Raw genomic sequence first — 26,162 nt, 5'->3', positions numbered from 1 at the left:
GGTCCCGGGCGACACCACGCGCCAGGACGATGGCAAGTCGCCCTACAACGGCAACAGGATGTTGCTGAGCTTCCAGCGCAGGCCCTCACGGGTGAATACGAAGGGTACGGCGGTACCGTCGGCGGTGTGCACGGTGGCGACGAAGCGCGTGGTCGATTCGAAGCGGTGTTCGGCCTGGCGCAGTGGTTGTGGCGGGCGCGGCGCGGCGTAGGTATCGCCGCCGACGGTGTCGCCGCTGGCGCGTTTCCACAGCGCGTCGCCCTGCATCAGCGCGCCGATGCCGGTCGGGGTGACCATCGCATCCACGCTCATGCCGCCGAGGCCGCCGGCCAGCGACAGGAGCGCCCCGCCGAACAGGCTGGACTGCAGGTCGGGGCCGGCGCGGCGCACCAGCGCATCGTCCACCTGGGCCTTGAGGTTGACCCGCAGCGTGGGAAAGTCGACGTAGCGCTCCAGTGCCGCCGCATCGCGCTCGCGCAACGCCTGGTCGATGCCGCGGATGGCCAGGTACGGCCCAGCGACGACGTAGCCGCCGAGGGCGAGCAGGGCGAGGAACAGCAAGGCCAGCCATTTCTTCATCGCATGTCTCCTTGCGTGTGGGCGTTCTGCAGGAGCGGATCAGCCGCGACGCGTGACCGGGAATGCCTGTCGCCGCTGAAGCCGCTCCGACGGGGAAGCACTGCCGTTCTAGAACTCCAGGTCCAGCGCCGCGCACAGATAGTCCACGAACGGGCCCAGCGTCTGCAGGTCGGCGGCGACCTGCGTGCGCAGCCGCGGGCCGGTCATGGTCGCGTCGTCGAGCTGGCGCCAGAACACCCAGTTCTTGTGCTTGAGGTCGTCGATGCACTCGAAGTCGGCCGGGAAGCCGCGCGGCGGCCGCACCAGCATCTCGCTTTCCTCGAAGTCGAAGCGGCGGCGCAGCGCCGGCGCATGCGCGGCGGACTTCCAACTGCCGGGATTGTCGAAGATGAACTGGCGCACCTTGCGCTGCGTGTCCGGTTCCGGATGCCACAGCCCGGCGCCGACGAAGCTCTCGCCCGGCTGCAGGTGGATGTAGAACGACGGCGCCGGCACCTGCTTGCGCCGCTCGTGGAACAGGCGCGCACCCTGCCAGGTCTTGTACGGCGACTTGTCGTGGGAGAAGCGCGCGTCGCGGTGGATGCGGAACAGTGAGCCGCCGACGCCGCGCGGGTCGGCGCGGAAATGCTCGCTGACCTGGGCCAGGTCCGGCTGCAGGTCGGTGATCAGGCGCAGGAACGGCTGCCGCACGTGTTCTTCGTACTTGTGCCGGTTGTCGTTGAACCAGGCCTTGTCGTTGTGCCGTGCCAGGGCACGCAGGAACTTGAAGCTGGCGTCGCTGAAATAGCTGGTCATAGGCTGCGTTGCAGGTCGTGGCCCCAGGCGGCCAACTGGTCGAGCAGGGCTTGCTTGGTAGCATCCTGCGGGTGAGCCAGGCGTAAACCGGCCAGTTCCGCGTAGAAGGCGTCGAAGCTCAGTTCGGACAGGCCGCTGTCCTGCTGCAGGCGCTGCCGCCGGTAGTCGTCCCAGCGCGCCTGTTCGGCGATGGACAGGCTCTGCGGCCAGTTGCGCGCGCGGTAGCGGAACAGCAGCTCGGGCAGGCGCGGATCGCGGAACTGGCCTTCCAGCGCGGCCAGTTGCGCCGGCGGGGTGGCGCGGACCTGAGCCATCGTGCGCTTGTCGCCATCGGCCAGGAAGCCGTCGTACAACGAGGCGTCGACATCGACCGGCACCGCGGCGCGCTCGCTGGCGAACACCCGCCGCACCTTCTCCGCCAGCGCCGGGCCGGCCTCGCGCAGGCGCGCGGCCTTGGCCAGGAGTTGCGCGGGGTCCAGCCGCAGCCGGGCGAAATCCGCTTCGCGCAGGTGCGCCCAGGCGACCAGCGCCGGTGCCTTGTTCAGATGCACTTCCTTGAGCGGGATACGCTGTTCGCCCTCCGGCAGGTCGGCCTGCGGGGTGTACAGGCGGTCGGCGATCTGTTCCGGCGAATAGCGCAGCAGCGGCTCGATGTCGCCTTCCAGGTCGAACACCAGCACGCGGCTGTCGATGCGCGGATGCCGCGCCAGCGGCAGCACCGGCGCCGCGCACAGGCGCGCGGCCGGATAGCGCATCGACACGTGCAGCACCGGCTGCATCGCCACCGCGTCGAGCAGGCTGCCGCAGAAGCGCTTGTCGCGCAGCTTCAGCGCGTACTCCCACAGCCGCGGCTGGCTGCGGCGGAAGTGCCGGGCCATGCCGATGGTGGCGTACACGTCGGACAGCGCTTCGTGCGCATCGCCGTCGCGCACGCCGTTGGCCAATGCCAGTTGCTCCAGCTTGAACGAGGTGGCGCCGTCCTCGCGCTGCGGCCAGACGATGCCCTCCGGGCGCAGCGCGTGCATCAGCCGCAGCATGTCCAGCAGATCCCAGCGCGAGTTGCCGTTGCGCCACTCGCGTTCGTAGGGATCGTAGAAGTTGCGGAACAGACCATGGCGCACGAACTCGTCGTCGAAGCGCAGCGAGTTGTAGCCCAGCGTGCAGGTCTGCGGCCGCGCCATCTGCTCGGAGATGCGTGCGAACGCCTCGGCTTCGCTGACGCCCTCGCGCAAGGCCTGCTGCGGGGCGATGCCGGTGATGAGGGTGGCGACCGGCGAGGGCAGCAGGTCGTCGGCGGGCTTGACGAAGAAACTGATCGGCTCCTCGATCACGTTGAGCTCGGCATCGGTGCGCACCGCGGCGAACTGCGCGATGCGCGTGCGCCGCGGATCGGCGCCGAAGGTTTCCAGGTCGTAGAAGAGGAAGCTGTCGGGCATGACGAATCGAATGGTGCGAGGCAGGCGAGGCTAGGAGTGTGGGGACGCTTGTAGGAGCGGGTGTCCGGATAGGCTACGCCGGTTCAATGTGCCCCCTCCAGCGGTGCCAGCCGCGCGTGCACGATGCCCTCCAGCCAGTTCCAGTCGATCCGCGACAGGTCGCTGTGGCCCTGCGTGGCCTGGACCAGGATGTCGCGCTGCACTTCGCTGCGTTCCAGCGCCTGCGCGTACGGCGTGCGCAGGAAGGTGACCATGGTGTAGTGCGGCACGAAGCGGGTCGGATGCCGCGCCTGCAGGGCCTGGCCGAGTTCGCGCTGCAGCAGGAAGCCGGCGTCGCCGACGCGGTCGCGCATTTCCACGTAGTTCTCCAGCGCCATCTGCTGGATCGCGCCGGCGTTGGGCTTGCGCTCGGCCTCGAAGGCGGCATAGGCGCGCGCCAGGTCCGGCTCGCGCTGCAGGTGCGCGGCCAGCGCCGCGCAATCCTCGAACGCGCAGTTCATGCCTTGCCCGTGGAACGGCACCATCGCGTGCGCGGCGTCGCCCAGCAGCACTGCGCGGCCGTCCAGGTGCCAGCGCTCCAGGCGCAGCGTGCCGAGCAGGCCCGGCGGATGCTGCTCCCAGTGCTCGGCCAGTTGCGGCATCAGCGGCAGTGCATCGGCGAAATCGCGCGCGAACAGCGCCAGCGCCTCGTCGCCACTGCGCACGGTGGCGAAGCTGGGCTCGCCCTTGTTGGGCAGGAACAGGGTGACGGTGAAGGTGCCCTCATCGTTGGGCAGGGCGATGCACATGTAGTGCCCGCGCGGCCAGATATGCAGGGCGTTGGCTTCGATGCGGAAGCCGCCGTCGGCGCCGGGCGGGATCTCCAGTTCCTTGTACGAATGGTCGAGGAACTCGATGTGCTCGGCCATCGGCGCCTTGCGCTGCATCGCCGCGCGCAGCGCCGAGCCGGCGCCGTCGGCGCCGATCATGCTGTCGAAGCGGATGTCGTGGGGCTGGTCATCGCGGTCGTCGATGAAACGCGCATAGCCGGCATCGAAATCCACCGTGTGCAGGCGCCGGTAGAAGTGGATGCGCGCGCCGGCCTGCTCGGCCAGTTGCAGCAGGGTGATGTTGAGGTCGTTGCGGTGCACCGACCAGATCACCTCGCTGTCGTCGCGGCCATAGCGCTGCAACTGCTGGTGCCCGTCGGCGAAATGCACCATGCGCCCGCGCATCATCACCGCCTTGGCCATCACCGCGGCATCGGCGCCGGCCTGGCGCAGCACGTGCAGGCCGCGTTCGGCCAGGGCCAGGTTGATCGAGCGGCCGCGCTCGTAATCGTGCACGCGCGGGTCGCCGCGGCGCTCGTAGACGGTGACCTGCCAGCCCTGGCGCGAGAGCAGGATGGCGAGCAGGGAGCCGGCCAGGCCGGCGCCGATCAGGGTGATGCTGCGGGGGGATGCGTTCAATGCGGTGTCCGGAAAGCGCGGCGGCTGGCCGCGCGAAGAAGTCGGCTCAGACGCCGGCCCAGGTTTCCACTTCCTCGACGAAGCGGTAGATGTCCCGGTAGCGGTTGTACAGCGGCACTGGGCTGATCCGGATCACGTCCGGCTCGCGCCAGTCGCCGAGCACGCCGACCGATTGCAGGTACTCGAACAGGGCGCGGCCACGCTCGCGGCCGCCGGCCACGCGCAGCGACAGCTGGCAGCCGCGTTGTGCCGGGTCGGACGGGGTGATGATCCGCAGGGTGTCGGCCAGGCGCGCGCGGATCAGCGTCTCCAGGTAGCCGGTCAGTTGCTGCGATTTCTGCCGCAGCGCGTCCAGCCCGGCGCGCTCGAACAGGTCCAGCGAGGCGCGCAGCGGGGCCATGCTCAGGATCGGCGGATTGCTCAGCTGCCAGCCGTCGGCACCGGGCGCGGCGACGAACTCGGGCGCCATGCGGAAACGGGTGCGCTTGTCGTGGCCCCACCAGCCGGCGAAGCGCGGGGTCTCGCCGTGGCCGTGGCGCTCGTGCACAAAGGCGCCGGCGACCGCGCCGGGGCCGGCGTTGAGATACTTGTAGTGGCACCACACCGCGAAGTCCGGCGCGGCATCGTGCAGGTGCAGCGGCACGTTGCCGATGGCGTGGGCCAGGTCGAAGCCGACCGCGGCGCCGGCCACGCGCGCCAGCCGCGCCACCGCGGCCAGGTCGAAGGCCTGGCCGGTGCGGTACTGCACGCCCGGCCACAGCACCAGCGCCAGGCGCGGGCCGTGCTCGGCGATGGCGCGCTCGATCGCCGCCAGCGACACGGTGCCATCGACGCCGTCGGGCTGCACTTCGATCAGGTCGGTGGCCGGGTCGAAGCCGTGGAAACGGATCTGCGAGGCCACCGCATGCTGGTCGGAGGGGAACGCGCCGGCCTCGATCAGGATCGCCGGGCGCTCGCGGGTGGGCCGGTAGAAGCTGACCATGAGCAGGTGCAGGTTCACCGTCAGCGTGTTCATCGCCACCACTTCGTGCGGGTGCGCGCCGACCAGGCGCGCCAGCGGCGCAGCCAGCAGTTCGTGGTAGGTCATCCACTGGGTGTCGCCGTTGAAATGGCCTTCCACCGCCAGCGACGACCACTTGTCCAGCACCTCCTGCACCGCGGCGCGCGCGCCGCGCGGCTGCAGGCCCAGCGAGTTGCCGACGAAGTAGGCCTGGTCGGCGCCCTGGTGCTGCGGGAACAGGAACTCCTGGCGCAGGGCGCGCAGCGGATCGGCGGCGTCGAGGGCGATGGCGTGCTGGCGGGACAGGATCTCGTTCATCGGCATTGGATTCCGGGAAGCAGGGCGAGAGTCTAGAGCGTGTGGGACGACGGGAGGTGAGTGCGTGGCATGGCGCGGGGCACGGCCGCGTGGACCTCTGCAACAGCGAATGCGCGGCCGGCGCGAGGCGACGGCGCGTTCATCCGCTGCGGCGCGCGGTCACCTGCGGTTGTTCCTTGGCGGCCGCGGCAGCCGGCAGCAGCGCACTGCGGACCAGGTGGGTCAGGGTACCGACGCTGTCGGCGACGCGGTCGCTGGTGTCGGCCAGCGCGGGCAGCGCGCCGCCGTCGCTGCCGTCCTGCGGCTGCGCGGCCAGCGCCTCGGCCAGGCGCCGCTCGTCCGCGCGCAGGCTGGCCTGTGCCGGCGGCGTGCCGCTGCGCAGGCTTTCGGCCAGTTCGGTCAGTGCGGCATGCGCCTGTTGCCGGAACTGCTGCAGTTCCGGCAACGGCGGCAGCGGCGGCGCATCGCGCAGCACCGCCTCCAGCGCCAGCGAGGCGCGGATCAGCCGGTTGCCGTTGGCCAGCACCGATTCGGCCAGGGTCAGTTCGCGCAGGTTGCGCTTGCGCCGCGGTTCGCCGCGCAGGCGTTCGATCGAGGCCTGCGCGTTGGTGCGCGCGGTGCGCGAGGCCGCGCGGGTGTCCGGCAGCGCCTGCAGGCGGCCTTCCAGCACCGCATCGAGATGGTCGCGGTAGGCGAGCAGCAACTGCGCCAGGATCGCGCGGATGTGCTTGCGTTCCCAGGTCGGCCACAGCGCGTAGGCCGCCAGCGCCAGCGCGCTGCCGAGCACGGTGGCCTGGATGCGTTCGCCGATCGCCTCGCCCGGGGCCATGCCCTCGAACGACAGCAGCAGCACCAGCATGCCGGTCAGGCAGGCCACGCCGAGCCCGTAGTTGACCTGGGTCAGCAGGCGGAACCCCAGGCAGAACACGGTCAGCAACAGCAGCCGCACCACCGCCCCGTCCATCACGAAGTGGGCCAGCACGGTGGCCAGCAGCAGCCCGCCGAAGGTGCCGGCCACGCGCAGCGCGCCGAAGCTGAGGGTGCCGCCGAAATCCGGCTTGAGCACGATCGCCGTGGTCATCGGGATCCAGTAGCCGTGCGGGATCGCCTGCCAGCGGGCGAACAGCACCGCCAGCGCCAGGCACACGCCGCAGCGCAGTGCGTGGCGGAACGCCACCGAGGACAGCTTCAGATTCGCCCGCAAGGTCTGCAGCGGCGCCAGCGGACGCAGCGCTGCCGGCAACTGCGCCTCGGCCAGTTCGGCCTGGATCTCGCCGCGGCTGCTGGCCCAGCGGCCATTGCGCGCCAGCGCGCGCAGCTGGCCGCCCAGGCCCTGCGCACGGGCCACGGCGATGCGCAGCAGGCGGCGTTCGCGGGTGTCTTCGGTCTGCGACTGCACTTGCGCCAGCGCATCCACCAGATCGTCGAATCCGGTCATCGACGCAGTGGCCGCGTCTGGGTCCTCGGCGCTGTCCAGCGCGTGCGCGAGTTGGTCCAGCACCACCGCGCTGCGCTCGAGCACGCGCTCGATCGGCAGCCGCGCGGGCGATCCTGCGTCCAGGCGTCCGTGCAGGTCGGCCAGGGTCAGCAGCTCCAGCCGCGCGCGTTCGCACAGCTCGGCGATGACCCGGAACGCCTGCACCGCACGCCCGCGCGAGCGGTGCTCGCCGTGCAGCATCACCATCGCCTCGAGCACCGCTTCGGTGGCCGGCGGCGCCGCGGTCGCGCCGGGCCGCTGGCGGGCGATGCCGGCCAGTTGCCGCATCAGGTCGGCCAGGGCGAAGCGTTCCGGGCGGTAGCGCTGCAGCGGCCAGGCGGCCAGCGCCATCAGCATCTGCAGCACGCCGCCGGCGAAGATCAGCGTGGCCACGCCGACGCTCTGCAGTGGCGGCAGGCGCACGTCGGCGCTGACCACCAGCAGGATCATGCTGGTCAGCCCGACCCGCGCCGCCACCGGGCCCAGCGCCACCAGCAGGCCGCCGCCGAGGCCGAGCAGCAGCGCGCTCAGCGCCAGCGCCACGGTGTGCGCGCCGATCAGCATGCCCAGCAGCGCGGCCACGCCCGCCGCCAGCGCGGCCATCAGCATGCGCTGCATCCGCGCCCGGTACGGGCCGGGCTGGTCGGAGAACATGGTGTTGAGCGCGCCGGTGGACACCGCCAGGCCCAACTCGGCATGGCCGGCGGCCACGCCCAGCGCCAGCGGCGCGACCACCGCGGCGGTGTTGCGCAGGGCCACGCGCACCGGCACGTCGCGTGGCTTGAGCGCGATCAGGCTGCGCAGCATCGCGAGCCGGAACGGCACGGGGGTAGGGCGGTCACGGCGCGTCGGCCGCCGGCCGCGGATGCACGTGGCCGCAGCGGGCGCAGGTGCGCAGCGATTCGGAGGCGTAGAAGCGCGCGAACACCGGCGGGAAGTCGGTCTCGATGTTCTGCAGCGGGAAGTAGGCTTCGTACAGCAGGTGGTTGCAGCGCTCGCAGAACCACAGCAGGCCGTCCTGCTCGTGCGGCAGGCGCCGCCGCTCGATCACCAGGCCGACCGAGTTCGCGCCGCGCTGCGGCGAGTGCGGCACCTTCGGCGGCAGCAGGAAGGTCTCGCCGGCGCGGATCGGGATCTCGCGCACCGCGCCGTCTTCCTGGATCTTCAGCACCATCTCGCCTTCGAGCTGGTAGAACCACTCCGGGCCTTCGTCGTAGTGGTAGTCGCTGCGCGCGTTCGGCCCACCGACCACCATCACGATGAAGTCGCCGGCGTGGATGCACTTGTTGCCCACCGGCGGCTTCAGCAGGTGCCGGTGGGCGTCGATCCAGGCGTGCAGGTTGAGCGGGCCGGGGAGCATGCGGATCCTTGATCGAGATGGCGGAGCGGCGCGCCGCTCAGCGGTCCTCGCGGTCCTGGCTGATGCGCGCCAGGGCGGCATCGTAGCGCGGCGTCAGGTCGTCGATGCGGTCAAGTTCCATGCCCAGGTCGTGCACGCGGCCGTCGCGCAGGCTGTAGACCCAGCCGTGCACGGTCAGTTCCTGGCCGCGCGCCCAGGCGTCGAGCACGATCGAAGTGCGGCTGACGTTGACCACCTGCTCGAGCACGTTGAGCTCGCATAGGCGCGCGTGCTGCACGTTGAGGTCGCCGGCCTGCTGCAGGCAGTGTTCGTGCTTCTCGGCCACGTCGGTGACGTGGCGGATCCAGTTGTCGACCAGGCCCAGCCGCGCGCGGGTCAGGCCCGCGTGCACGCCGCCGCAGCCGTAGTGGCCGACCACCAGGATGTGCCGCACCTTCAGCACCTCGACCGCGAACTGGATCACCGACAGGCAGTTGAGGTCGGTATGCACGACCACGTTGGCGATGTTGCGGTGGACGAACACCTCGCCCGGTGCCATGTCGATGATCTGGTTCGCCGGCACCCGCGAGTCGGAGCAGCCGATCCACAGGTACTCCGGGGTCTGCTGCTTGGACAGGCGGCTGAAGAACTCCGGATCCTCGCGGTTGATGCGTTCGGACCAGGAGCGGTTGTTGTCCAGCAGTTGTTCGATTTTGCTCATAGCCCGGCATTATTCCAGAAGCCCGCGGCCGGTGCGCGGCGTGCGCCGACGCCGGTACCCGGATGGCTGGCATCCGCATGCACGCGGCGCCTCAGTGCGCAGGCGCCGCCGGATCGGGCTTTTGCCGATCCCGCCGATGCGGCCCGCTGCGCAGACTTCCTCCACGCCCACACCGGGCATCAGCGGAGGATCCCATGGCCGACTTCAACGCGTTCTTTCCGACCCTGCTCAAGCACGAGGGCGGCTTCGTCAACGATCCGGTGGATCCGGGCGGCGCCACCAACAAGGGCATCACCCTGGCGACGTTTCGCTTATACGCCAAGAGCCTGCTGCAACTGGAGCCGACCCTGGACAACCTGCGCGCGCTCACCGATGCGCAGGCCGGGGTGATCTACAAGACCTGCTACTGGAACGCGGTGCACGGCGACGAGATCGCGCTGCAGCCGCTGGCCAACATCCTGTTCGACTTCCAGGTCAACGCCGGCAACAACGCCATCAAGCTGCTGCAGCGCGTGCTCAACGCGCAGGCGCCGGCGCTGCAGCTGCCGGAGGACGGCAAGTTCGGCCCGGCCACCCTGGCGGCGCTGAAGGCCGCCGACCAGCGCGATCTGTACGCACGCTACAAGCAGGGCCGGCGCGACTACTACCAGCGCCTGGTCGCGGCCAAGCCGCCGCTGGGCAAGTTCCTCAAGGGCTGGCTGGCGCGCACCGACTCCTTCCCCGACCTGAGCTGAGTGCGCGCACGGCAAGCGCCGCCGATCCGCTGCCGTCGCCGACGGCGGCCTTCTTTCCCCAGGAGCGACCATGGCTGGACCGACCGCATTGAACGACCTGATCGAAGCGCTGGCCGGCGCCGTGATCGAGGCGCAGGACCGCATCGAGCAGCACCAGATGGCCAACCTCGGCGATTACTTCGACGAGTTCCACCGGCCCAAGAGCGTGATCATCCGCCTGCCGTCGCAGCACCCGCAGGCCGCCGAAGGCGACGAGGACTACTACCGCGCGCCGCTGCTGCCGCTGGTCTCGACCAACGTGCTGCGGATCAAGGACGTGGAGATCAGCTTCGATGCGCAGCTCGGCGACCTCGGCGGCCTGCAGTCGGCCGACGGCTTCTTCGCGCCGGAGTCGCCCGGCCCACGCGGTGCCTGGCAGGCCAAGCGCACCGCCACCCGTTCCAGCGTGCGCGTGGATACCAGCGCCAGCGCGCGGAGCCAGCGCCAGAGTGCCGTCCACGTCGTGTTGCGCGTGGAGGGGACCGAACCGACTGACGGAGCGGCCAGATTGCTGAACCATCTGGCGCAGACGCAGGGCGTGTTCAAGACGGTCATGGCCGACAAGCCGGACGTCGCGGGCACGGACGATGTAACCAATCCCACCAACTGAAGGAGTCACTGCAATGGCTGACGAACTCGTCAATATGTCAAGTCAATTCAAGGGTCTGCCGATGGGCGACCTGATCGGCGGCCCGCTCGATGCGGCCTGCGACGCGCAGGTCAAGCTGGCCCGCGCCACCGCCGATTTCATCCGCGTCATCGGCTTCCTGCCGCCGGACAACCCCGACCCGAAGAATCCGCAGGCAACCGGCGCCACCCGTACCGCCAGCTTCCGCTTCAAGCGGCCGGTCGACGACCCGGACAAGGCCGGCGGCATCGCCGAGGAGGAGGTCGAACTGGAAGTGCCGCTGCTGGCCATCGTCAACGTGCCCAGCCTGAGCATCCAGACCGTGGACATCACCTTCGACATGGAAGTGAAGTCGTCCTTCTCCTCGAAGGAGAAGACCGATGCCTCGGCGTCGATGTCGGCGGACGTGGAATACGGCTTCGGCCTGTTCAAGGCCAAGGTGCATATCCAGGGCTCGGTCTCCACCAGCAAGGAGAACACGCGCAGCTCGGACAACTCGGCCAAGTACCACGTCTCGGTGCATGCCGCGGACAAGGGGCCGCCGGAAGGTCTGGCGCGGGTGCTGGACATCCTGCAGACCTCGGTGGCGCCGCGCAAGATCGGCAAGCCCGAGCCGGTTCCCGCGTAAGCCCATAGCGGTCCGTTGAACCATCTCGTCGGGGGACTCGTCAACGATGTTCGACCTTACTGAAGTCAAGTTCGTCAAGCGGGTCGTGGTCGGCAGCGACAACCCGACGCAGATGCAATCGCCCGAGCAGATCGAAGCCGCGCGGGCCTTGCTCAACCGCTGCCTGAGCGATTCGCCGAAGGGCGCGATCATCGGCACCGAGAAGAATTTCGCCGTGCTGCAGATCGGCGAGCACCAGGTGGTGATGCAGTGGCTGTGCTACCACGTGGGCTTCCCGCGCAAGCCCGGCTGGATGAAGGACGACTGATGGCCAGCCTGCGCTGCGAGTTCGACCTGCTGCTGCAGGGGCTGTCGGCGGCCCTGCTGGATGCGCAGCGGCGCTGCCGCGCGCGTCACGCACAGGCCTTGCGCGCCTGCTTCGGCGCAGGCGGGACGCTGCCGGTGGCGACGGACGCGGCCGAGCCGCCGTCGCTGCAGATCCCGTTGTGGGAGCTGCGCGCCTGGCAATTGCCGCAGATCGGCGAACTGGCCCTGGCCTTCGACGTCGAACTGGACGTGGAGGAGGTGCCGGACGAGGCGCCGCGCCTGCTGCTGCAGGTGTTGCCGCGCCGGCCGCGGCGGCCCGGGCACCGCCTGCAGATCCTGTTCCGCGGCACCCACACCCCGGTCGGCGAGGTGCTGTTCGACGGTCAGCGGCTGAAGCTGTGGCAGCTGTCCGATGCGCCCGCCCCGCACGATCCCGTCCAGGAGACCGCACATGCGTAGACACGGCTTCATCCTGTCCCGGCACGACACCGACCTGTGGTGCCGAGAACTGCACATCGACCTGCGCTCGCTGGCCCGCGCGCAGCGGCTGCGCCGGCGTCGACGCCGGGCGCTGTGGCTGCTTGCCGTACTGTGCCTGGTGGCGGCCGTGGTGGCGCTGCTCTGGTTCGGTCTGTCCTGACCGCACCCATCGTTTCCTTTCGTATCCAACAGGAGAGTCGCATGCGTATCCGTTCGCGTGGTGTTGCGCGTTTCCCGCTCTGGCTGGCGCTGTGCCTGGCCATGCCGTTCGCCGCCGGTGCCGCACCGCAGGCGCCGACGCCTGCTGCGCCGGCCGCAGCGTCCAACGCAGACGCACTGCCGCCTGGCGAATGGAGCGGCACCCTGGCGCTGGATGCGCAGCGCCTGGCCGCCGTGCGCCTGGTCCAGCGCGACGGCAAGGCCAGGCTGATGTTCGGCTCGCCGTTGAACTGCGCCTTGCTGGTCAAGCCGCAACCGGGCGCCGGTTTCGCACTGGAGTCGATCAATGGCGGCGCCTACTGCGACAAGCTGATGGGCAAGCCGCTGCGCGTGCAACGCAGCGGCGACGACCTGCGCTTGAACGTCGACGGCAAGGATCTGCCGGTGGTGCTGCATGGCGATCCGGGCCAGCCCAGCCCGCTGCAGGGCACGTGGCGCGGAGTGATTCATACCGACTACGGCAATAGGGTCGTCGCTGTGCAACTGAGTGTCGCTGCGACCCCTCAGGCTCCCGGTAGCGCCACGGTGCAGCTGCGCTACGGCGCGCCGCGCGAGTGCAGGGTGCAGGGCCGCTACCTCGGCATGCGCGAAGGAGACGCACTGTACACGTTGGACATGAACAATCAGGGTGTCTGCACGCGTTTGAGCGACGGCCAGCTGACCCTGCGTGCAAGGCCGGACGGCGAGCTCGAACTGCAGACCGTTGACGGCGGCGGGAAGGGGCGGGAAAGCGCGCTGCTGGAACGCGCGCCCGCCAACCCGTAATCCGTCGCGCAGACGCGCCGGCCGTCGTTTCCGTCCAGGAGTCGTGCGATGAACCTCGTCTGGATCAAGACGCTGGCCGGCGCCGCGTGGCGCCGGCTCACCGCGGCCCGTCGTGCCGGACCGCGGCTGCCGCCGCCGGGCATCCTGCCGCAACTGCGCGCCGAGTGCGAAGCGATGGCGCGCTATGCGCTGGAGCACGGCATGGCCGTGCCGCCGGAGCTGATCGCCCGCCTGTCGGCGCTGCTGGGCGCCGGCACGCCGGACGCCGATGGCGGCGACATCGAGGTGCACGCGCACGAACTGGCGCTCACCCACCGGCGGTTGGCGCAACTGATCCGCCCGGCCACGCCGCAGGCGGTGTTCCTGCTCGATGCCGAGCGTCGCCGCCCGCACTGGGCGACCCTGCTCGGCCCGCTGCCGCTGGTGCGTGCGCTGACCACCACCTCGCTGCTGTTCCTGTTCGCGGTGGTGGCGACGGCCCTGTCCAGCAAGGTCAGCGCGGACAACGTGCGCCTGGGCTTCCTGGATTCCTCGGGCAGCGTGTTGCTGTGGAATGCGCTGTTCCTGCTGTTCTGCGCCGGCCTGGGCGCCTCGTTCTCCTCGCTGTTCCAGGTGCACCGCTACGTCGCCGACGCCAGCTACGACCCCAAGTACGACGCCTCCTACGGCGCGCGCATGATCCTGGGCCTGATCGCCGGGCTGATCCTGGTCGAAGTGTTGCCGCCGGATCTGTTCGAAAGCGGCAGCATGCGCAGTTTCGGCAAGCCGACCCTGGCGATGCTGGGCGGCTTCTCCGCGACCGCGGTGTACCGCCTGCTGCAGCGTCTGGTCGATCTGATGGAGACGCTGGTGCGCGGCGATACCTCGGCGCAGGCGCAGGCGTCGCTGGAAGTGCAGCGCGCCAGCAACGACACCGAGCGCATGCGCTGGCAGGGGGAGTTGGCCGCGCAGTTGATGGCCCTGCAGCAGTCGATCGAGGCCGGCACACCGCCGGCGGCGATCCAGCAGCGGCTCGCCGAGTTCGCCCGCGGGATGCTGCAGGTGGAAGCCGCGCGTCTGCCGCCGCCGCCATCGCCATCGCCGGCAGCGGAATGAACCCGCCGGCGCGGCACCGGCGTATCGCCCGTGTTCCCATCATCGTTCGTCGGCGCAGGATTTCGTTCTGCGTCACAGCGCGTGCGCGGTAGCACGGGATTCTGTCTACGAACCGAGACGAATGCGGCAATCCGCACAAGTTCAGTCGTCGTCGCCATCCATATCAGCCTGAAGCCGATGGCCGCCATGACGCAGCGTGACAAGCTGAGAATGTAATGCAAGCGCAGGTTCAGCGCTGTCGCATCGATTGAAAAAGGGGCGCGTCGCGCTGCAGGGGGACGCGGGTTGCCGCGCGGTCGCGCGTTGGGAGTTCCATTGCCAACACAGGTAGAGAATGAACACACGTATCGTGATTGCCGCCGAACGCAGCATTGTGCTGGAGGGCATGGTGGCCCTGCTCAACAACACACCGGACATCGACGTGGTCGGCCACGCGGTCGACGGACTGGAGTGCGTGCAACTGGTGACCCGACGGCAGCCGGATATCGTGCTGATGGACGTGATGCTGCCGGGCCTCAACGGCATCGAGGCCACCCGCCGGCTGCTGCAGCGCAGCCCGCGCAGCAAGGCGATCTGCATCGCCGCCTCCGATGCCGCGGCCAACGTGCGCGCCGCCATCGACGCCGGCGCCAAGGGCTACCTGGCGCGCAACAGCACCTTCCACGAATTGCTGCGTGCGATCCAGCAGGTCGGCAACGACCAGCTGTACATCAGCCCGCAACTGTCGCAGTCGCTGGTCAGCGAGTACCGCTGTCCGCCCGGCGATGCCGTCTCCGCCTACACGCTGCTGACCTCGCGCGAACGCGAGATCGTGCAGTTGCTGTCGGAGGGCCTGTCGACCAAGGAAATCGCCGCGCGCCTGCACATCAGCGTCAAGACCATCGGCACCCACCGCGAGCACATCATGCTCAAGCTGGGCATGCAGAGCATCGCGCAATTGACGCGCTATGCGATCCGCGAAGGTCTGTCGCCGCTGGAGGGAGGCAGGGCCAGTGCGCGCCATGCCGGGCACGACCGGCAGGGACCGGCCAGCCGGTGTGGGTGAGGCGGCGCGCGCCGCCGCGCGTCCCGTGGCGGTGCGCACAACTGCATGGTCGGCTGCGCTGCGTGGCGGCGTGGTTCAGTCCGGACGTCGCGCGTGCATCAGCGCCGCGACGGCCTGCGCGCCGGTGTCGGCCTGGCCCTGCAGCGCCTCGCGTACCGCGGCCTGGTTCGCCGGCGGATGGTTCTGGCTGAGCTTGAACTTCAATTCGACCCGCTCGACCTCCAGGCGGAAGCCGACGATGCCGCGCAACTGGCGCCGGTGCGCGTCGTTGTCCGGCTCGTAGCGCCAGTCGCTGCCCAGCGCGCGTTCGTGGCGTTCGCTCAGCCGCGCCACCACGTCGGCCAGCAACGCTTCGTCGTCGCTGGGCTGCAGCTGCCCGTGCAGGTGCGCGGTGGCGTAGTTCCAGGTCGGCACCCGCGCCATCGCTTCCTTGTCCGGATACCAGCCCGGGGAGACGTAGGCATGCGGGCCGTGCACGATCAGCAAGGCCGGCCCGGCGTGCCGCGCCTGCGGGTTGGCCCGCGACCAATGGCCTTCGACCAGGATGCGTTCGCCGTCGCGCCGGTACAGCACCGGCAACGGCGTGGCGCAGGGCAGGCCGTCGGCGACGGTGACCAGGGTGGCGAACGGGTGGTCCGCGATCAGCGCATCGAGCGCGCCCAGGTCGTGTTCGGCGAAGGCGGGTGCAACGTGCATCCCCGGATCAGGCGCGCGCGCCCAGGGTCTGGGTCATGCGCCCGCGCAGGCCGGCGTCGTCGTCGGCCTGCGGCGGCGCCACCTCGCCCAGCGAGAAGCCGCGCGCCCGCGCATCGTCCTCGTCCAGGCCATCGAAGGCGACGAACTCGGCATCGAACAGCGCCGCGCGGGCGGTGTCCTCGCTGTCGTAGCTGAGGGTGTTGCCGTCGCTGTCCAGCACCTCGGCGGTGCCGGCGTCGCGCACGCGCAGGCGTGCCCACACCAGCAGGCGGCCGAGGCTGGCCAGGTACCACTGATCGTGGGCGGGAGAATCTGAGGTCATGGAATCACCAGGGAAAGCAGCCAGAGCAGGGCGGCCATGCCCAGGCCGAAGAAGATGGTCATCAGCGACAGCCAGGCCGGCGTGGCCAGCCCGGACAATCCGCGGTCGCCGAGCGGACGGTAGCGCCGCGCCAGCAGCCAGCCGAGCGCGACCGGCTTGAGGAAGGCGCCCGGCCCGAACGCCGCCACCAGCGGCGGATGGCGGTCGCGGATGTGCACCAGGGTCAGCGGCCAGAAGATCAGGAACGCGCTGGCCCCGGCGATCGCCACGCCGACGAAGCACAGCGCGAAGAACAGGATCATGGCGCGCGCTCCCCGTGCCGGCTCAGAACTCGGCGCTGCCCGGCGCGCGCGGGTAGGGGATGGCGTCGCGGATGTTGCTCAGCCCGCACACGTACACCACCAGGCGCTCGAAGCCCAGGCCGAAGCCGGCATGCGGCACTGTGCCGTAGCGGCGGAAGTCGCGGTACCAGCCGTAGTGCTGCGGATCCAGGCCGAACTGCAGCATGCGCGCGTCGAGCACGTCCAGGCGCTCCTCGCGCTGGCTGCCGCCGATGATCTCGCCGATGCCCGGCGCCAGCACGTCCATCGCCGCGACGGTCTTGCCGTCGTCGTTCAGGCGCATGTAGAAGGCCTTGATGTGCTCGGGATAGTTGGTCACCACCACCGGGCGACCGACGTGCTGCTCGGTCAGCCAGCGCTCGTGCTCGGTCTGCAGGTCCAGGCCCCATTCCACCGGGAACTCGAACTTCTGTCCGGACTTCTGCAGCAGGCCGATCGCATCGCCGTACTCGATGCGCTCGAACGGCGAGTTGATGAAGGTCTCCAGCTTGCTGATCGCGGTCTTGTCCACGCGCTCGGCGATGAACGCCAGGTCGTCGGCGCGCTCGTCCAGCACCGCGCGGAACAGATACTTGAGGAAGTCCTCGGCCACGCGCGCGTCCTCGGCCAGGTCGGCGAAGGCGATCTCCGGCTCGATCATCCAGAACTCGGCCAGGTGGCGGGTGGTGTGGCTGTTCTCGGCGCGGAAGGTCGGGCCGAAGGTGTAGACCTTGCTCAGCGCCAGGCAGTAGGCCTCGACGTTGAGCTGGCCGGACACGGTCAGGAAGGTCTCCTTGCCGAAGAAGTCGCGGCCGAAGTCGACCTGGCCCTGCGCGTCGCGCGGCAGGTTGGCCATGTCCAGGGTGGAGACGCGGAACATCTGCCCGGCGCCTTCGGCGTCGGAGGTGGTGATGATCGGCGTGCTGATCCAGTTGTAGCCGTTCTGGTGGAAATAGCGGTGCACCGCCTGCGCCAGGCAGTTGCGGATGCGCGTCACCGCGCCGAACAGGTTGGTGCGCGGGCGCAGGTGCGCGACCTCGCGCAGGAACTCCGGCGACATCGGCTTGGGCTGGATCGGGTAGGTCAGCGGGTCCTCGACCCAGCCCACCACCTCGACCGCGCTGGCCTGGATCTCGTACGACTGGCCCTTGCCCTGCGACTTGACCAGCACGCCCTTGGCGATCAGCGAGCAACTGCCGGTGAGCCGCTTGACCTCGTCGAAGTTGGGCAGGGCATCGGTCGCCACCACCTGGATCGGGGCGAAGCAGGAGCCGTCGGACACGTTGATGAAAGCCAGTCCGGCAGATCCGCGCAGCGTGCGCACCCATCCCCGCACCGTGACTTCGCCGCCTTCCGGGATCTTCCCGGCCAGCGCATGTGCAACGCTCACCACCGTCATGACTTGAATCCTCGCCGCAGCGACTCGATATGGAAGGGGCAAGTGTACTGGCTGGAGCGCAGCGCTTGCGAGGCGTGGCGGCGATTGGCCGCCAACCTTCCTATAATGTCCGCTCGCAGTCGCCGGAGTCGTTCGTCATGGCCATCCGTCTCACCCCCGTCGCCCATGCCCGCGTGCAGCGCTTCGTCGCGCAGACGCCTGGCGCGCTGGGCTTGCGTTTTGGCGTGGAGCGCACCGGCTGTTCGGGGTGGGGCCACGTCACCGACCTGGCGCGCGAGGCGCGTGCGGACGACGCGGTGTTCGAGCAGGATGGCGTGCGCATCTATGTCGATGCCACCAGCCTGCCGCTGGTGGACGGCACCGAGATCGACTTCGCCAAGCAGGGCCTGGGCGAGACCTTCGTGTTCCGCAATCCGAATGCCACCGCCGAGTGCGGTTGCGGCGAGAGCTTCACCACCGACGCCGCGCACGCCGGCGCGGCCTGAGCGTCGCCGCTGCGGCGGCGCGGCCTCCTTGTGGGATGAGCTCGAAGGCCGGGACCCGGGACCCGGGACCCGGAAGAGCGGCCCGGATGCGCTGCCTGGTGCAGGCTGGTTGAGGCATGTCGCCACGAAAGGCTGGTCGGCCTCGCTTTTCCGGGTCCCGGGCCCCGGGTCCCGGCTTCATCGAGTCAGGACATCACCCGGCCGCCCGCCACGGCACCTTGTCCACAGCGGCACTTCTACGCCATAATGTGCGGCTTCCTGCCTTCCCGGCAGGAGTCCTTGCCCCACCGCCGTCGCACCGCGGGGGGCTGTCCGGCCGCAAGGCCACATCCGAAAGGTACACACCATGAGTCGTCATTACGAAATCGTGTTCCTGGTCCACCCGGATCAGAGTGAGCAGGTCCCGGCCATGATCGAGCGCTACAAGTCGCTGGTCGAGAACGGCAAGGGCACCATCCACCGTCTGGAAGACTGGGGCCGCCGCCAGCTGGCGTACCCGATCCAGAACCTGGTGAAGGCCCACTACGTCATGCTGAACATCGAAGTGGACCAGGCCGTGCTGAGCGAGCTGGTCGAGAGCTTCCGCTTCAACGACGCCGTGCTGCGCCACCTGGTGATCAAGCGCGACGGCGCCGACACCGAGCAGTCGCTGATCATGAAGAGCAAGGACGAGAAGGCCGACAAGCCCGAGCGCGGTGAGCGCCGTCGTCGCGACGACGAAGAGGGCGATGCGCCCGCCGCCGCCACCGAAACCGACGGCGACGCCGCCGAAGCCGCCTAAGGAGCACGCTCATGTCCAAGTTCTTCCGTCGTCGCAAGTTCTGCAAGTTCACCGCCGAGGGCGTCAAGGAGATCGACTACAAGGATCTCAACACCCTGCGCCAGTACCTCACCGAGAACGGCAAGATCGTGCCGAGCCGCGTGACCGGCACCAAGTCCAAGTACCAGCGTCAGCTGGCCACGGCGGTCAAGCGCGCGCGTTTCCTGGCGCTGATCCCGTACACGGACAACCACGACGTTTAATTCCGGGTTTCCCGGAGCGATACGGCCCGCACCCTCCGGTGCGGGCATTCAAGCGAAGTCTGGCGATTAGAAAAGTGCGGTGCCGTCGGGCGCAATCCCGACTCCCCAATCCCCAATCCCGGCTTCTCCTATTCGGACAGCACCCGTTGCGCCGGCCGCGTGCCGACGCTAACGAATAACGGAGCAAGACCATGCAACTGATTCTTCTGCAGAAAGTGACCAACCTGGGCGGCCTCGGCGACAAGGTCGACGTCAAGCCGGGCTACGGCCGCAACTACCTGGTGCCGCAGGGCAAGGCCGTGCCGGCCACCGCCGCCAACATCGCCGAGTTCGAAGCCAAGCGCGCCGAGTACGAAGCCAAGGCCAAGTCGATCCACGACGACGCCGAAGCCCGCGCTGCCAAGCTGGAAGGCGCCAGCGTGACCGTCAAGGCCAACGCCTCCACCGAAGGCAAGCTGTACGGTTCGGTCGGCCCGCGCGACATCGCCGAGGCCTTCACCGCCGCCGGCATGCCGCTGGAGAAGGGCGAAGTGGTGCTGGGCGAAGGCGCGTTCCGCAACATCGGCGAGTACGAGGTGCTGGTGCGCCTGCACGCCGACGTGGAAACCACGGTCAAGGTCGTGGTCGAAGCCGACGCCTGATCCTTGCGTCATCGCTGTACCGACACGGGCACCGCAAGGTGCCCGTGTCGTTTTTGCCGACCGGCGCCGCCCTCGGCGGGCCATGCGGCCCTAGCCGGGCGCGGCCGGCGCAAGACCCGCCGGCTGCGAGTGCGACCGCCGTCGCATCACCGCCGCCCGGCGCAGGCCGCCCCAGCCTCGCGCGGGGGCCGCTATACTCAGCGACTCGTGTCCGATGTCGGCCCGGCGGTGTAGCCGCATCAATGGGTTGGAAGCAGGACCTCACCTGGATCTTCATTAGCGGCAGCGCAGCTCGGAATGCCGGCGGCGTCTGCCATGGATTGCCTGCACCATGCGCCTGTCGACCATCAAGCTGTCCGGCTTCAAGTCCTTCGTCGATCCGACCACGCTGCACTTGCCGACCAACATGACCGGCATCGTCGGTCCGAACGGCTGCGGCAAGTCGAACATCATCGACGCGGTGCGCTGGGTGATGGGCGAAAGTTCGGCCAACCGGCTGCGCGGCGATTCGCTGACGGACGTGATCTTCTCCGGCTCGTCGGCGCGCAAGCCCGTGTCGCAGGCCACGGTGGAACTGATCTTCGACAACACCGACCACACCATCGCCGGCGAGTACGCCTCGTTCAACGAGATCTCGGTCAAGCGCCAGGTCAGCCGCGACGGCAGCAGCAGCTACTACCTCAACGGCACCAAGTGCCGGCGCCGCGACATCACCGATCTGTTCCTGGGCACCGGCCTGGGCCCGCGCAGCTACTCGATCATCGAGCAGGGCATGATCAGCCAGATCATCGAGGCACGCCCGGAAGACCTGCGCGTGTACCTGGAGGAGGCCGCCGGCATCTCCAAGTACAAGGAGCGGCGCAAGGAGACCGAGACCCGCATCCGCCACACCCGCGAGAACCTGGAGCGCCTGGGCGATTTGCGCGAGGAGATCGGCAAGCAGCTCGAGCACCTCAAGCGGCAGGCGCGCCAGGCCGAGCAGTACCAGGCGCTGCAGGAAGAGCGGCGGATCAAGGATGCGCAGTGGAAGGCGCTGGAGTACCGCGGCCTGGACGGGCGCCTGCAGGGCCTGCGCGAGGCGCTGGGCCAGGAAGAGACCCGCCTGCAGCAGCTGATCGCCGAGCAGCGCGATGCCGAGGCGCGCATCGAGACCGGCCGCGTGCGTCGCGAGGAGGCTGCCGAGGCGCTCAGCGCCGCGCAGGCCGAGGTCTACAAGGTCGGCAGCACCCTGGCCCGGATCGAGCAGCAGATCCAGCACCAGCGCGACCTGTCGCAGCGCCTGCACAAGGCGCGCGACGAGACGCAGACGGCGCTGGCCGAACTCGGCCAGCACATCGGCACCGACGAGGCCAAGCTGGCCCTGTTGCGCGAATCGGTCGACGTGGCCGGCCCGCAGCTGGAGCAGCTGCAGGAAGACAACGAATACAAGCAGGAAGCGCTGCGCGAGGCCGAGGCGCGCCTGGCCGACTGGCAGCAGCGCTGGGAATCGCATCAGCGCAACACCGCCGAAGCCTCGCGTGCCGGCGAAGTGGAGCGCACCCGCGTCGATTACCTGGACCGGCAGTCGCTGGAGGCCGAGCGCCGCCGCGAGGCGTTGCTGGCCGAGCGCGCCGGGCTGGACCTGGACGCGCTGGCCGAGGCGTTCGCGCAACTGGAATTGCAGCACGAGACCCAGCGCGCCGCGCTGGACGGCCTGACCGAGCAGGTCGAGGCGCGCAAGCAGGCGGTCGCGGCGCTGCAGGACCAGCAGCGCACCGCGCAGGCCGAACTGGCCGACGTGCGCAAGCAGGCGCAGGCCGCGCGCGGCCGGCTGTCGTCGTTGGAAACCCTGCAGCAGGCCGCACTCGGCCAGGAGCAGGGCGCGGCGGTGGCCTGGCTGCAGGCGCGCGGGCTGGATTCGGCGGCGCGCGTCGGCGAACGGCTCAGCGTCGAGAGCGGCTGGGAGAACGCCGTCGAAGGCGCGCTCGGGCAGTTGATCGAAGGCGTGCTGGTGGAGGCGCCGGAACAACTGGTCGACGCGCTGGGCGAACTCGGCGAAGGCCGCATCGCCCTGGTCAGCGGCGAGGAGGCGGCCGAGACCTTCGCGCCGACTTCGCTGGCGGCCAAGGTGCAGGGGCCGATCGCGATTCGCCGGCTGCTGGCGCGGCTGCACGCGGCCGAGGATTTGAGCGCAGCGCGGGCGCTGCTGCCGCAGCTGGGCGAGGGCGATTCCATCGTCACCCGCGATGGCGCACGCCTGGGCCAGGGCTGGCTGCGCGTGGCGCGGTCCGGCGCGGCCAAGCAGGGCGCACTGCTGCGCGAGCGCGAGATCCAGAGCCTGCGCGGCCAGATCGAGACGCTGCAGGAGCGCGAGGCCGACCTGGAACACCGCCTCGGCGAGATGCGCGCCCAGTTGCTGGCTGGCGAGCAGCAGCGCGAGGACGCGCAGCGCCAGCTGTACCAGGCGCACCGCAGCGCCTCCGAACTGGCCGGACAGTTGCAGAGCCAGCAAGGCAAGGTCGACGCCGCGCGCACCCGCATCGAACGCATCGAGCTGGAGGTCGCGCAGCTGCTGGAAACCCTGGACAGCAGCCGCGAGCAGGCGCGCGAGGCGCGTTCCAAGCTCGAAGACGCGGTCACCAGCATGGGCGACCTGGAATCGGTGCGGCACGCGCTGGAAAGCGAGCGCCGCCAGCTCACCGAGGCGCGCGACCTGGCCCGCGACGCCGCGCGGCGGGTGCGCGAAGCCTCGCACGCGCTGGCCCTGACCCTGGAGTCGCAGCGCACCCAGATCGCCTCGCTGAGCCAGGCGCTGGAGCGCATGGGCAACCAGCGCGGGCAACTGGACGCGCGCCTGGGCGAACTCAGCGCGCAGCTGAATGAGGGCGACTCGCCGGTGCTGGCGCTGGAGGCCGAACACCAGGCTGCGCTCAGCGAGCGCGTGCGCACCGACCGCGCGCTCGGCGAGGCGCGCGCGCTGCTGGATGGCATCGACAACGAACTGCGCGCGCTGGAGCAGACCCGCCAGCAGCGCGACGAACAGGCGCTGGCGCAGCGCGAACGCATCGCCCAGCGCCGGCTCGATCAGCAGGCGCTGGTGCTCAGCGCCGAGCAGCTGTCGGCGGCGGTGGTCAAGGCCGGCTTCGTGCTCGAGGACGTGATCAACGGCCTGCCCGAACACGCCGACCCCGCCGAGTGGGAGCAGGCGGTGCAGCAGATCGATGGACGCATGCGCCGGCTGGAACCGGTCAACCTGGCGGCGATCAGCGAGTACGGCGAGGCCGCGCAGCGCGCCGAGTACCTGGAAGCGCAGGACGTCGACCTGAACACCGCGCTGGAGACCCTGGAAGACGCCATCCGCAAGATCGACCGCGAGACCCGCGGCCGCTTCAAGGACACCTTCGACCGGGTCAACTCCGGCGTGCAGGCGCTGTATCCGCGCCTGTTCGGCGGCGGCCATGCCTACCTGGAGCTGACCGGCGAGGACCTGCTGGACACCGGCGTGGCGATCATGGCGCGGCCCCCGGGCAAGCGTGTGTCCAGCATCTCGCTGCTGTCCGGCGGCGAGAAGGCGATGACTGCGGTTGCCCTGGTGTTCGCGATCTTCCAGCTCAACCCGGCGCCGTTCTGCCTGCTCGACGAGGTGGACGCGCCGCTGGACGAGGCCAACGTCGGCCGCCTGGCGGCGATGGTCAAGGAAATGAGCGAGAAAGTGCAGTTCCTGTTCGTCAGCCACAACAAGGCGACGATGGAGGCGGCGCATCAGCTCAGCGGCGTCACCATGCGCGAGCCCGGCGTCAGCCGCCTGGTCAGCGTGGACCTCGAGGAGGCCGCGCGTTTGGCGGGCGCGGCCTGACGTGACATGCTAAAGGACGTGATGCGCGTCGAGGCTTGGTTCCCGCGTTGGCGGACCCGATGCGCACCCGCCAGTTATTTTCCCCCTGTGTACCCTTGCCGGAGTAACCCCTGAATGTCCGACATGGCAATGCTACGCATCGGCATCCTCGCCGCCGGCTTGCTGTTGATTGCGGCGATCTTCCTGTTCGGCCGCCCGAAGAAACCGAGCCAGGGCCGGCGGGTGGAGCCGGCCGATCCGGCCGCGCCGCGCCGTGAACCCTCGCTGGGCGACGCCGCCCCGGCCGCCGGCGACGACGCGCTGGTCGCGCCCGGCGCGGACGGCGAAGCGCACCAGCCCGACCTGGGCCTGCCAGCGGCGGAGGCGCCCGGCGCCGACCTCGGCAAGCGGCCGAGCCAGGATTTCGACAAGATCGTCTCGCTGTACGTCGCCGCCCGCGCCGGGCAGGTGCTGCGCGGCGAGGACATCGTGGTGGCCGCGGAGAAGACCGGCCTGACCTTCGGCCACATGAACGTGTTCCACCGCCTGGTGGAAGGGCATCCCGAGCGCGGCCCGATCTTCAGCATGGCCAGCATCATGAAGCCGGGCAGCTTCGACATGGCGCACATCCGCGAGATGGAGACCCCGGCGATCGCCTTCTTCCTGACCCTGCCGGCGCCGCTGACCGCGCTCGACGCCTGGGAGAAGATGCTGCCGACCGTGCAGCGCATGGGCGAACTGCTCGACGGCGTGGTCCTGGACGACAGCCGCAACGCCCTCGGACGCCAGCGCATCGCCCACATCCGCGACGACCTGCGCGCCTACGACCGCCAGCATCAGGCACCGCCGTTGACGAAGGCGCCGCGCTGGTGAGCGCCGCGCCGACGGCGCGGCGCCGGGATTAGGGATTAGGGAGTCGGGATTCGTAAAAGCGATTCCCTGGCGCTGATTCCCGGCGCGCTTTTCCCTTCTCCCTTCGGGAGAAGGTGCCCCGAAGGGGCGGATGAGGGTACGACCGCCGCCGACGCCAGAAGCCTGACTTTGGCTCTCGCGAATCCCCAATTCTCATCTCCGAATTCCTGCTCCCCACTCCTGGCGCGCTGGCGCCAGAACTAGCGAATCGCGTTCATGGGGAACGAGAAGGCCGGGGCAAAACCAGCCCCGCCTCAGCCACGCCGCAGCCCCGCTTTTACGAATCCCCAATCCCAACTCCCCAATCCCAGGCGCGCTACTTGCGCGCCTTAACAAACGCCTCCCGAAACCGCAGCATCTCCGCTTCGCTGCCGACGGTGACGCGCACCAGCTTCGGCCAGATCGGCCAGCTGCGGCCGAGGATCACGCCTTGCTTTGCCATCGCCGCGGCGAAGGCGGCGCCGTCGCGCTTGACGTCGACCATGAAGCAGTTGGCCTGCGACGGCAGGCACTTGTAGCCCTTGCTCTGCAGCCAGGCGATGGTGGCGTCGCGGATGCGCGCGTTCTCGGCGCGGCGGGTCGGCACCAGTTGCAGGTCCTGCAGGCTGGCGATGCCGGCGGCCAGCGCAGGCACCGACACCGGATTCTGGCCGAACGCGGCCAGCCTGGTCTGCAGCCCCGGCGCGGCCACCGCCAAGCCCAGGCGCAGCCCGGCCATGCCATACAGCTTGGAGAAGGTGCGCAGCACCAGCAGGTCCTGGCGCTGGCCGATCAGGTCGATCACCGACGGCTCGTCGCTGTAGTGCAGGTAGGCCTCGTCGACCAGCAACACGCTGGACGCAGGCTTGTTGGCCAGCAGCCATTCGATGTCGGCGCGCTTGGTCACCGACCCGGTCGGGTTGTTGGGATTGCACAGATAGATCAGTCCGGCGTTCGGATCGGCGCTGGCCATGGCCTTGACGTCGTGCGCGCCGTCGGCGCGCAGCGGTACCCGCCGCACCGGCGCGCCATGCGCGGCAGCCACATCGGCCACCGCCTCGAAGGTCGGATCGGCCACCACCACGCCGGCGCGCGGCGTGGTGAAGGCGCGCGCGGCGCGGGCGAGCGGCTCGCTGGAACCGGGATACACCGCCACGTGGTCGGCCGGCAGGCGCTGCTGGCCGACGAAAGCGGCGATCAGCTCGTCCGACAGCTCGAACAGATAGCGCCCGCTGCGCGGCAGGATCGCCTGTGCCGCCGCCAGCGCCGCGGGCGAGGGGCCCAGCGGGCATTCGTTGAAATTCAGGTACACCGGGCCGGTTGCTGGCACTACGCCAGGTGTTGCCGCAGCAGTGTCGGCGGCCTTGCGCCGCGCCGCCTCGGCGACGGGCGCCAGGCCCACGGCGCCCAGCGCCAAACCGGAGGTAGCCAGGGACAGGAAGGAACGGCGCGAGACCGGTAGCGACACGTGGCTCTCCAGAGCGGGTGGGGGAGGTCACGTTAACGAGGTGTTAAGGGC

At 69.7% G+C, this 26,162-nt stretch carries 28 protein-coding genes; 15 read left to right on the top strand and 13 right to left on the bottom strand.

The window, feature by feature from the left end:
• Positions 1-42 precede the first annotated feature (42 nt).
• The 8 genes from CEK65_RS18205 to can all read right to left on the bottom strand — a co-directional run bounded on the left by CEK65_RS18205 (position 43) and on the right by can (position 9,113).
• Positions 43-579 (bottom strand): DUF2939 domain-containing protein, encoded by a 537-nt coding sequence (locus tag CEK65_RS18205; protein ID WP_017914979.1) that lies wholly within the window; start codon positions 577-579, stop codon positions 43-45.
• Positions 580-687: 108 nt separating this feature from the next.
• Positions 688-1,374, bottom strand: coding sequence for a DUF2461 domain-containing protein (locus CEK65_RS18200; RefSeq protein WP_152182588.1), 687 nt, complete (start codon positions 1,372-1,374; stop codon positions 688-690).
• Positions 1,371-2,810, bottom strand: coding sequence for an exodeoxyribonuclease I (gene sbcB / locus CEK65_RS18195; RefSeq protein ID WP_152182587.1), 1,440 nt, complete (start codon positions 2,808-2,810; stop codon positions 1,371-1,373). The genes CEK65_RS18200 and sbcB overlap by 4 nt, the downstream gene beginning before the upstream one ends.
• An 83-nt stretch (positions 2,811-2,893) precedes the next feature.
• The gene (locus CEK65_RS18190) at positions 2,894-4,258 is read right to left on the bottom strand and encodes an NAD(P)/FAD-dependent oxidoreductase (RefSeq protein ID WP_152182586.1); all 1,365 of its coding nucleotides are present in this window, start codon (positions 4,256-4,258) and stop codon (positions 2,894-2,896) included.
• Between the two features lie 46 nt (positions 4,259-4,304).
• Positions 4,305-5,576 (bottom strand): kynureninase, encoded by a 1,272-nt coding sequence (kynU, locus tag CEK65_RS18185; protein WP_152182585.1) that lies wholly within the window; start codon positions 5,574-5,576, stop codon positions 4,305-4,307.
• A gap of 139 nt (positions 5,577-5,715) precedes the next feature.
• On the bottom strand, positions 5,716-7,860 hold the full coding sequence (locus CEK65_RS18180; protein WP_152182601.1) for an FUSC family protein: 2,145 nt from the start codon (positions 7,858-7,860) through the stop codon (positions 5,716-5,718).
• A gap of 31 nt (positions 7,861-7,891) precedes the next feature.
• Positions 7,892-8,413, bottom strand: a complete 522-nt coding sequence (locus tag CEK65_RS18175) for a 3-hydroxyanthranilate 3,4-dioxygenase (RefSeq protein ID WP_017910922.1) — start codon at positions 8,411-8,413, stop codon at positions 7,892-7,894.
• A 37-nt stretch (positions 8,414-8,450) separates the two neighbouring features.
• Positions 8,451-9,113, bottom strand: a complete 663-nt coding sequence (can, locus tag CEK65_RS18170) for a carbonate dehydratase (RefSeq protein WP_152182584.1) — start codon at positions 9,111-9,113, stop codon at positions 8,451-8,453.
• A 194-nt stretch (positions 9,114-9,307) separates the two neighbouring features.
• Between can and CEK65_RS18165 the strand changes: the two genes are divergently transcribed.
• From CEK65_RS18165 to CEK65_RS18125, 9 genes are all read left to right on the top strand, one after another.
• On the top strand, positions 9,308-9,847 hold the full coding sequence (locus CEK65_RS18165) for a glycosyl hydrolase 108 family protein (protein WP_017910924.1): 540 nt from the start codon (positions 9,308-9,310) through the stop codon (positions 9,845-9,847).
• 70 nt (positions 9,848-9,917) lie between these two features.
• Positions 9,918-10,496, top strand: coding sequence for a DUF2589 domain-containing protein (locus CEK65_RS18160; protein ID WP_173003349.1), 579 nt, complete (start codon positions 9,918-9,920; stop codon positions 10,494-10,496).
• 13 nt (positions 10,497-10,509) lie between these two features.
• Positions 10,510-11,142, top strand: a complete 633-nt coding sequence (locus CEK65_RS18155) for a DUF2589 domain-containing protein (protein WP_026143450.1) — start codon at positions 10,510-10,512, stop codon at positions 11,140-11,142.
• A gap of 46 nt (positions 11,143-11,188) precedes the next feature.
• Complete coding sequence (locus CEK65_RS18150; protein WP_017910927.1) at positions 11,189-11,449, top strand: hypothetical protein; 261 nt, start codon at positions 11,189-11,191, stop codon at positions 11,447-11,449.
• Positions 11,449-11,907 carry a hypothetical protein gene (locus CEK65_RS18145; RefSeq protein ID WP_152182583.1) on the top strand — a complete coding sequence of 153 codons (459 nt, stop codon included), beginning with the start codon at positions 11,449-11,451 and terminating at the stop codon, positions 11,905-11,907. The genes CEK65_RS18150 and CEK65_RS18145 overlap by 1 nt, the downstream gene beginning before the upstream one ends.
• Positions 11,900-12,088 carry a hypothetical protein gene (locus tag CEK65_RS18140; RefSeq protein ID WP_017910929.1) on the top strand — a complete coding sequence of 63 codons (189 nt, stop codon included), beginning with the start codon at positions 11,900-11,902 and terminating at the stop codon, positions 12,086-12,088. The genes CEK65_RS18145 and CEK65_RS18140 overlap by 8 nt, the downstream gene beginning before the upstream one ends.
• Positions 12,089-12,129: 41 nt before the next feature.
• Complete coding sequence (locus CEK65_RS18135) at positions 12,130-12,912, top strand: hypothetical protein (RefSeq protein WP_193314829.1); 783 nt, start codon at positions 12,130-12,132, stop codon at positions 12,910-12,912.
• A gap of 48 nt (positions 12,913-12,960) precedes the next feature.
• Positions 12,961-14,007, top strand: a complete 1,047-nt coding sequence (locus CEK65_RS18130; protein ID WP_152182582.1) for a hypothetical protein — start codon at positions 12,961-12,963, stop codon at positions 14,005-14,007.
• Between the two features lie 334 nt (positions 14,008-14,341).
• Entirely contained in the window at positions 14,342-15,052 is a 711-nt protein-coding gene (locus tag CEK65_RS18125) for a response regulator transcription factor (protein ID WP_017912470.1), read from the top strand.
• A 75-nt stretch (positions 15,053-15,127) separates the two neighbouring features.
• Here CEK65_RS18125 and CEK65_RS18120 read toward each other — a convergent pair whose 3' ends face one another.
• Genes CEK65_RS18120 through asnS form a run of 4 tightly spaced genes read right to left on the bottom strand, consistent with a single transcriptional unit; the run spans position 15,128 to position 17,789 of the window.
• Positions 15,128-15,748, bottom strand: a complete 621-nt coding sequence (locus CEK65_RS18120; protein WP_152182581.1) for an FMN-binding negative transcriptional regulator — start codon at positions 15,746-15,748, stop codon at positions 15,128-15,130.
• A gap of 7 nt (positions 15,749-15,755) precedes the next feature.
• Positions 15,756-16,070 carry a hypothetical protein gene (locus CEK65_RS18115; RefSeq protein ID WP_017915419.1) on the bottom strand — a complete coding sequence of 105 codons (315 nt, stop codon included), beginning with the start codon at positions 16,068-16,070 and terminating at the stop codon, positions 15,756-15,758.
• Positions 16,067-16,372 carry a hypothetical protein gene (locus CEK65_RS18110; RefSeq protein ID WP_017907180.1) on the bottom strand — a complete coding sequence of 102 codons (306 nt, stop codon included), beginning with the start codon at positions 16,370-16,372 and terminating at the stop codon, positions 16,067-16,069. Before CEK65_RS18110 ends, CEK65_RS18115 begins: the two co-directional genes overlap by 4 nt.
• 22 nt (positions 16,373-16,394) lie before the next feature.
• Positions 16,395-17,789, bottom strand: a complete 1,395-nt coding sequence (gene asnS, locus CEK65_RS18105; protein WP_017907179.1) for an asparagine--tRNA ligase — start codon at positions 17,787-17,789, stop codon at positions 16,395-16,397.
• Between the two features lie 137 nt (positions 17,790-17,926).
• Between asnS and CEK65_RS18100 the strand changes: the two genes are divergently transcribed.
• The 6 genes from CEK65_RS18100 (at position 17,927) to zipA (ending at position 24,625) form a co-directional block, all read left to right on the top strand.
• Entirely contained in the window at positions 17,927-18,274 is a 348-nt protein-coding gene (locus CEK65_RS18100) for an iron-sulfur cluster assembly accessory protein (RefSeq protein ID WP_017907178.1), read from the top strand.
• Positions 18,275-18,620: 346 nt separating this feature from the next.
• Positions 18,621-19,055, top strand: coding sequence for a 30S ribosomal protein S6 (rpsF, locus tag CEK65_RS18095; RefSeq protein WP_010342529.1), 435 nt, complete (start codon positions 18,621-18,623; stop codon positions 19,053-19,055).
• A gap of 11 nt (positions 19,056-19,066) precedes the next feature.
• Positions 19,067-19,297, top strand: a complete 231-nt coding sequence (rpsR, locus tag CEK65_RS18090) for a 30S ribosomal protein S18 (RefSeq protein WP_002804494.1) — start codon at positions 19,067-19,069, stop codon at positions 19,295-19,297.
• 191 nt (positions 19,298-19,488) lie between these two features.
• Positions 19,489-19,938: a 50S ribosomal protein L9 gene (gene rplI / locus CEK65_RS18085; protein WP_010342531.1), complete on the top strand. Its 450-nt coding sequence runs from the start codon at positions 19,489-19,491 to the stop codon at positions 19,936-19,938.
• A gap of 331 nt (positions 19,939-20,269) precedes the next feature.
• The gene (gene smc / locus CEK65_RS18080; protein ID WP_152182580.1) at positions 20,270-23,773 is read left to right on the top strand and encodes a chromosome segregation protein SMC; all 3,504 of its coding nucleotides are present in this window, start codon (positions 20,270-20,272) and stop codon (positions 23,771-23,773) included.
• A gap of 114 nt (positions 23,774-23,887) precedes the next feature.
• On the top strand, positions 23,888-24,625 hold the full coding sequence (gene zipA, locus CEK65_RS18075) for a cell division protein ZipA (RefSeq protein WP_152182579.1): 738 nt from the start codon (positions 23,888-23,890) through the stop codon (positions 24,623-24,625).
• A gap of 355 nt (positions 24,626-24,980) precedes the next feature.
• Here the strand turns inward: zipA and CEK65_RS18070 are convergent, their stop codons facing one another.
• Positions 24,981-26,111, bottom strand: a complete 1,131-nt coding sequence (locus CEK65_RS18070; protein ID WP_152182578.1) for a pyridoxal phosphate-dependent aminotransferase — start codon at positions 26,109-26,111, stop codon at positions 24,981-24,983.
• Between the last annotated feature and the right edge of the window lie 51 nt (positions 26,112-26,162).

The organism is Xanthomonas sp. LMG 12459 (assembly GCF_009192905.1).
Classification (GTDB): Bacteria; Pseudomonadota; Gammaproteobacteria; order Xanthomonadales; family Xanthomonadaceae; genus Xanthomonas_A; species Xanthomonas_A sontii.
This window is presented reverse-complemented; position numbering and strand designations above follow the sequence as displayed.

Bases quoted from the DNA above. Each gene is read 5' to 3' on its own strand.
- CEK65_RS18205 (WP_017914979.1), bottom strand. From the start codon at position 579: ATGAAGAAATGGCTGGCCTTGCTGTTCCTCGCCCTGCTCGCCCTCGGC.
- CEK65_RS18200 (WP_152182588.1), bottom strand. From the start codon at position 1,374: ATGACCAGCTATTTCAGCGACGCCAGCTTCAAGTTCCTGCGTGCCCTG.
- sbcB (WP_152182587.1), bottom strand. From the start codon at position 2,810: ATGCCCGACAGCTTCCTCTTCTACGACCTGGAAACCTTCGGCGCCGAT.
- kynU (WP_152182585.1), bottom strand. From the start codon at position 5,576: ATGAACGAGATCCTGTCCCGCCAGCACGCCATCGCCCTCGACGCCGCC.
- CEK65_RS18180 (WP_152182601.1), bottom strand. From the start codon at position 7,860: ATGCTGCGCAGCCTGATCGCGCTCAAGCCACGCGACGTGCCGGTGCGC.
- CEK65_RS18175 (WP_017910922.1), bottom strand. From the start codon at position 8,413: ATGCTCCCCGGCCCGCTCAACCTGCACGCCTGGATCGACGCCCACCGG.
- can (WP_152182584.1), bottom strand. From the start codon at position 9,113: ATGAGCAAAATCGAACAACTGCTGGACAACAACCGCTCCTGGTCCGAA.
- CEK65_RS18165 (WP_017910924.1), top strand. From the start codon at position 9,308: ATGGCCGACTTCAACGCGTTCTTTCCGACCCTGCTCAAGCACGAGGGC.
- CEK65_RS18160 (WP_173003349.1), top strand. From the start codon at position 9,918: ATGGCTGGACCGACCGCATTGAACGACCTGATCGAAGCGCTGGCCGGC.
- CEK65_RS18155 (WP_026143450.1), top strand. From the start codon at position 10,510: ATGGCTGACGAACTCGTCAATATGTCAAGTCAATTCAAGGGTCTGCCG.
- CEK65_RS18150 (WP_017910927.1), top strand. From the start codon at position 11,189: ATGTTCGACCTTACTGAAGTCAAGTTCGTCAAGCGGGTCGTGGTCGGC.
- CEK65_RS18145 (WP_152182583.1), top strand. From the start codon at position 11,449: ATGGCCAGCCTGCGCTGCGAGTTCGACCTGCTGCTGCAGGGGCTGTCG.
- CEK65_RS18140 (WP_017910929.1), top strand. From the start codon at position 11,900: ATGCGTAGACACGGCTTCATCCTGTCCCGGCACGACACCGACCTGTGG.
- CEK65_RS18135 (WP_193314829.1), top strand. From the start codon at position 12,130: ATGCGTATCCGTTCGCGTGGTGTTGCGCGTTTCCCGCTCTGGCTGGCG.
- CEK65_RS18130 (WP_152182582.1), top strand. From the start codon at position 12,961: ATGAACCTCGTCTGGATCAAGACGCTGGCCGGCGCCGCGTGGCGCCGG.
- CEK65_RS18125 (WP_017912470.1), top strand. From the start codon at position 14,342: ATGAACACACGTATCGTGATTGCCGCCGAACGCAGCATTGTGCTGGAG.
- CEK65_RS18120 (WP_152182581.1), bottom strand. From the start codon at position 15,748: ATGCACGTTGCACCCGCCTTCGCCGAACACGACCTGGGCGCGCTCGAT.
- CEK65_RS18115 (WP_017915419.1), bottom strand. From the start codon at position 16,070: ATGACCTCAGATTCTCCCGCCCACGATCAGTGGTACCTGGCCAGCCTC.
- CEK65_RS18110 (WP_017907180.1), bottom strand. From the start codon at position 16,372: ATGATCCTGTTCTTCGCGCTGTGCTTCGTCGGCGTGGCGATCGCCGGG.
- asnS (WP_017907179.1), bottom strand. From the start codon at position 17,789: ATGACGGTGGTGAGCGTTGCACATGCGCTGGCCGGGAAGATCCCGGAA.
- CEK65_RS18100 (WP_017907178.1), top strand. From the start codon at position 17,927: ATGGCCATCCGTCTCACCCCCGTCGCCCATGCCCGCGTGCAGCGCTTC.
- rpsF (WP_010342529.1), top strand. From the start codon at position 18,621: ATGAGTCGTCATTACGAAATCGTGTTCCTGGTCCACCCGGATCAGAGT.
- rpsR (WP_002804494.1), top strand. From the start codon at position 19,067: ATGTCCAAGTTCTTCCGTCGTCGCAAGTTCTGCAAGTTCACCGCCGAG.
- rplI (WP_010342531.1), top strand. From the start codon at position 19,489: ATGCAACTGATTCTTCTGCAGAAAGTGACCAACCTGGGCGGCCTCGGC.
- smc (WP_152182580.1), top strand. From the start codon at position 20,270: ATGCGCCTGTCGACCATCAAGCTGTCCGGCTTCAAGTCCTTCGTCGAT.
- zipA (WP_152182579.1), top strand. From the start codon at position 23,888: ATGTCCGACATGGCAATGCTACGCATCGGCATCCTCGCCGCCGGCTTG.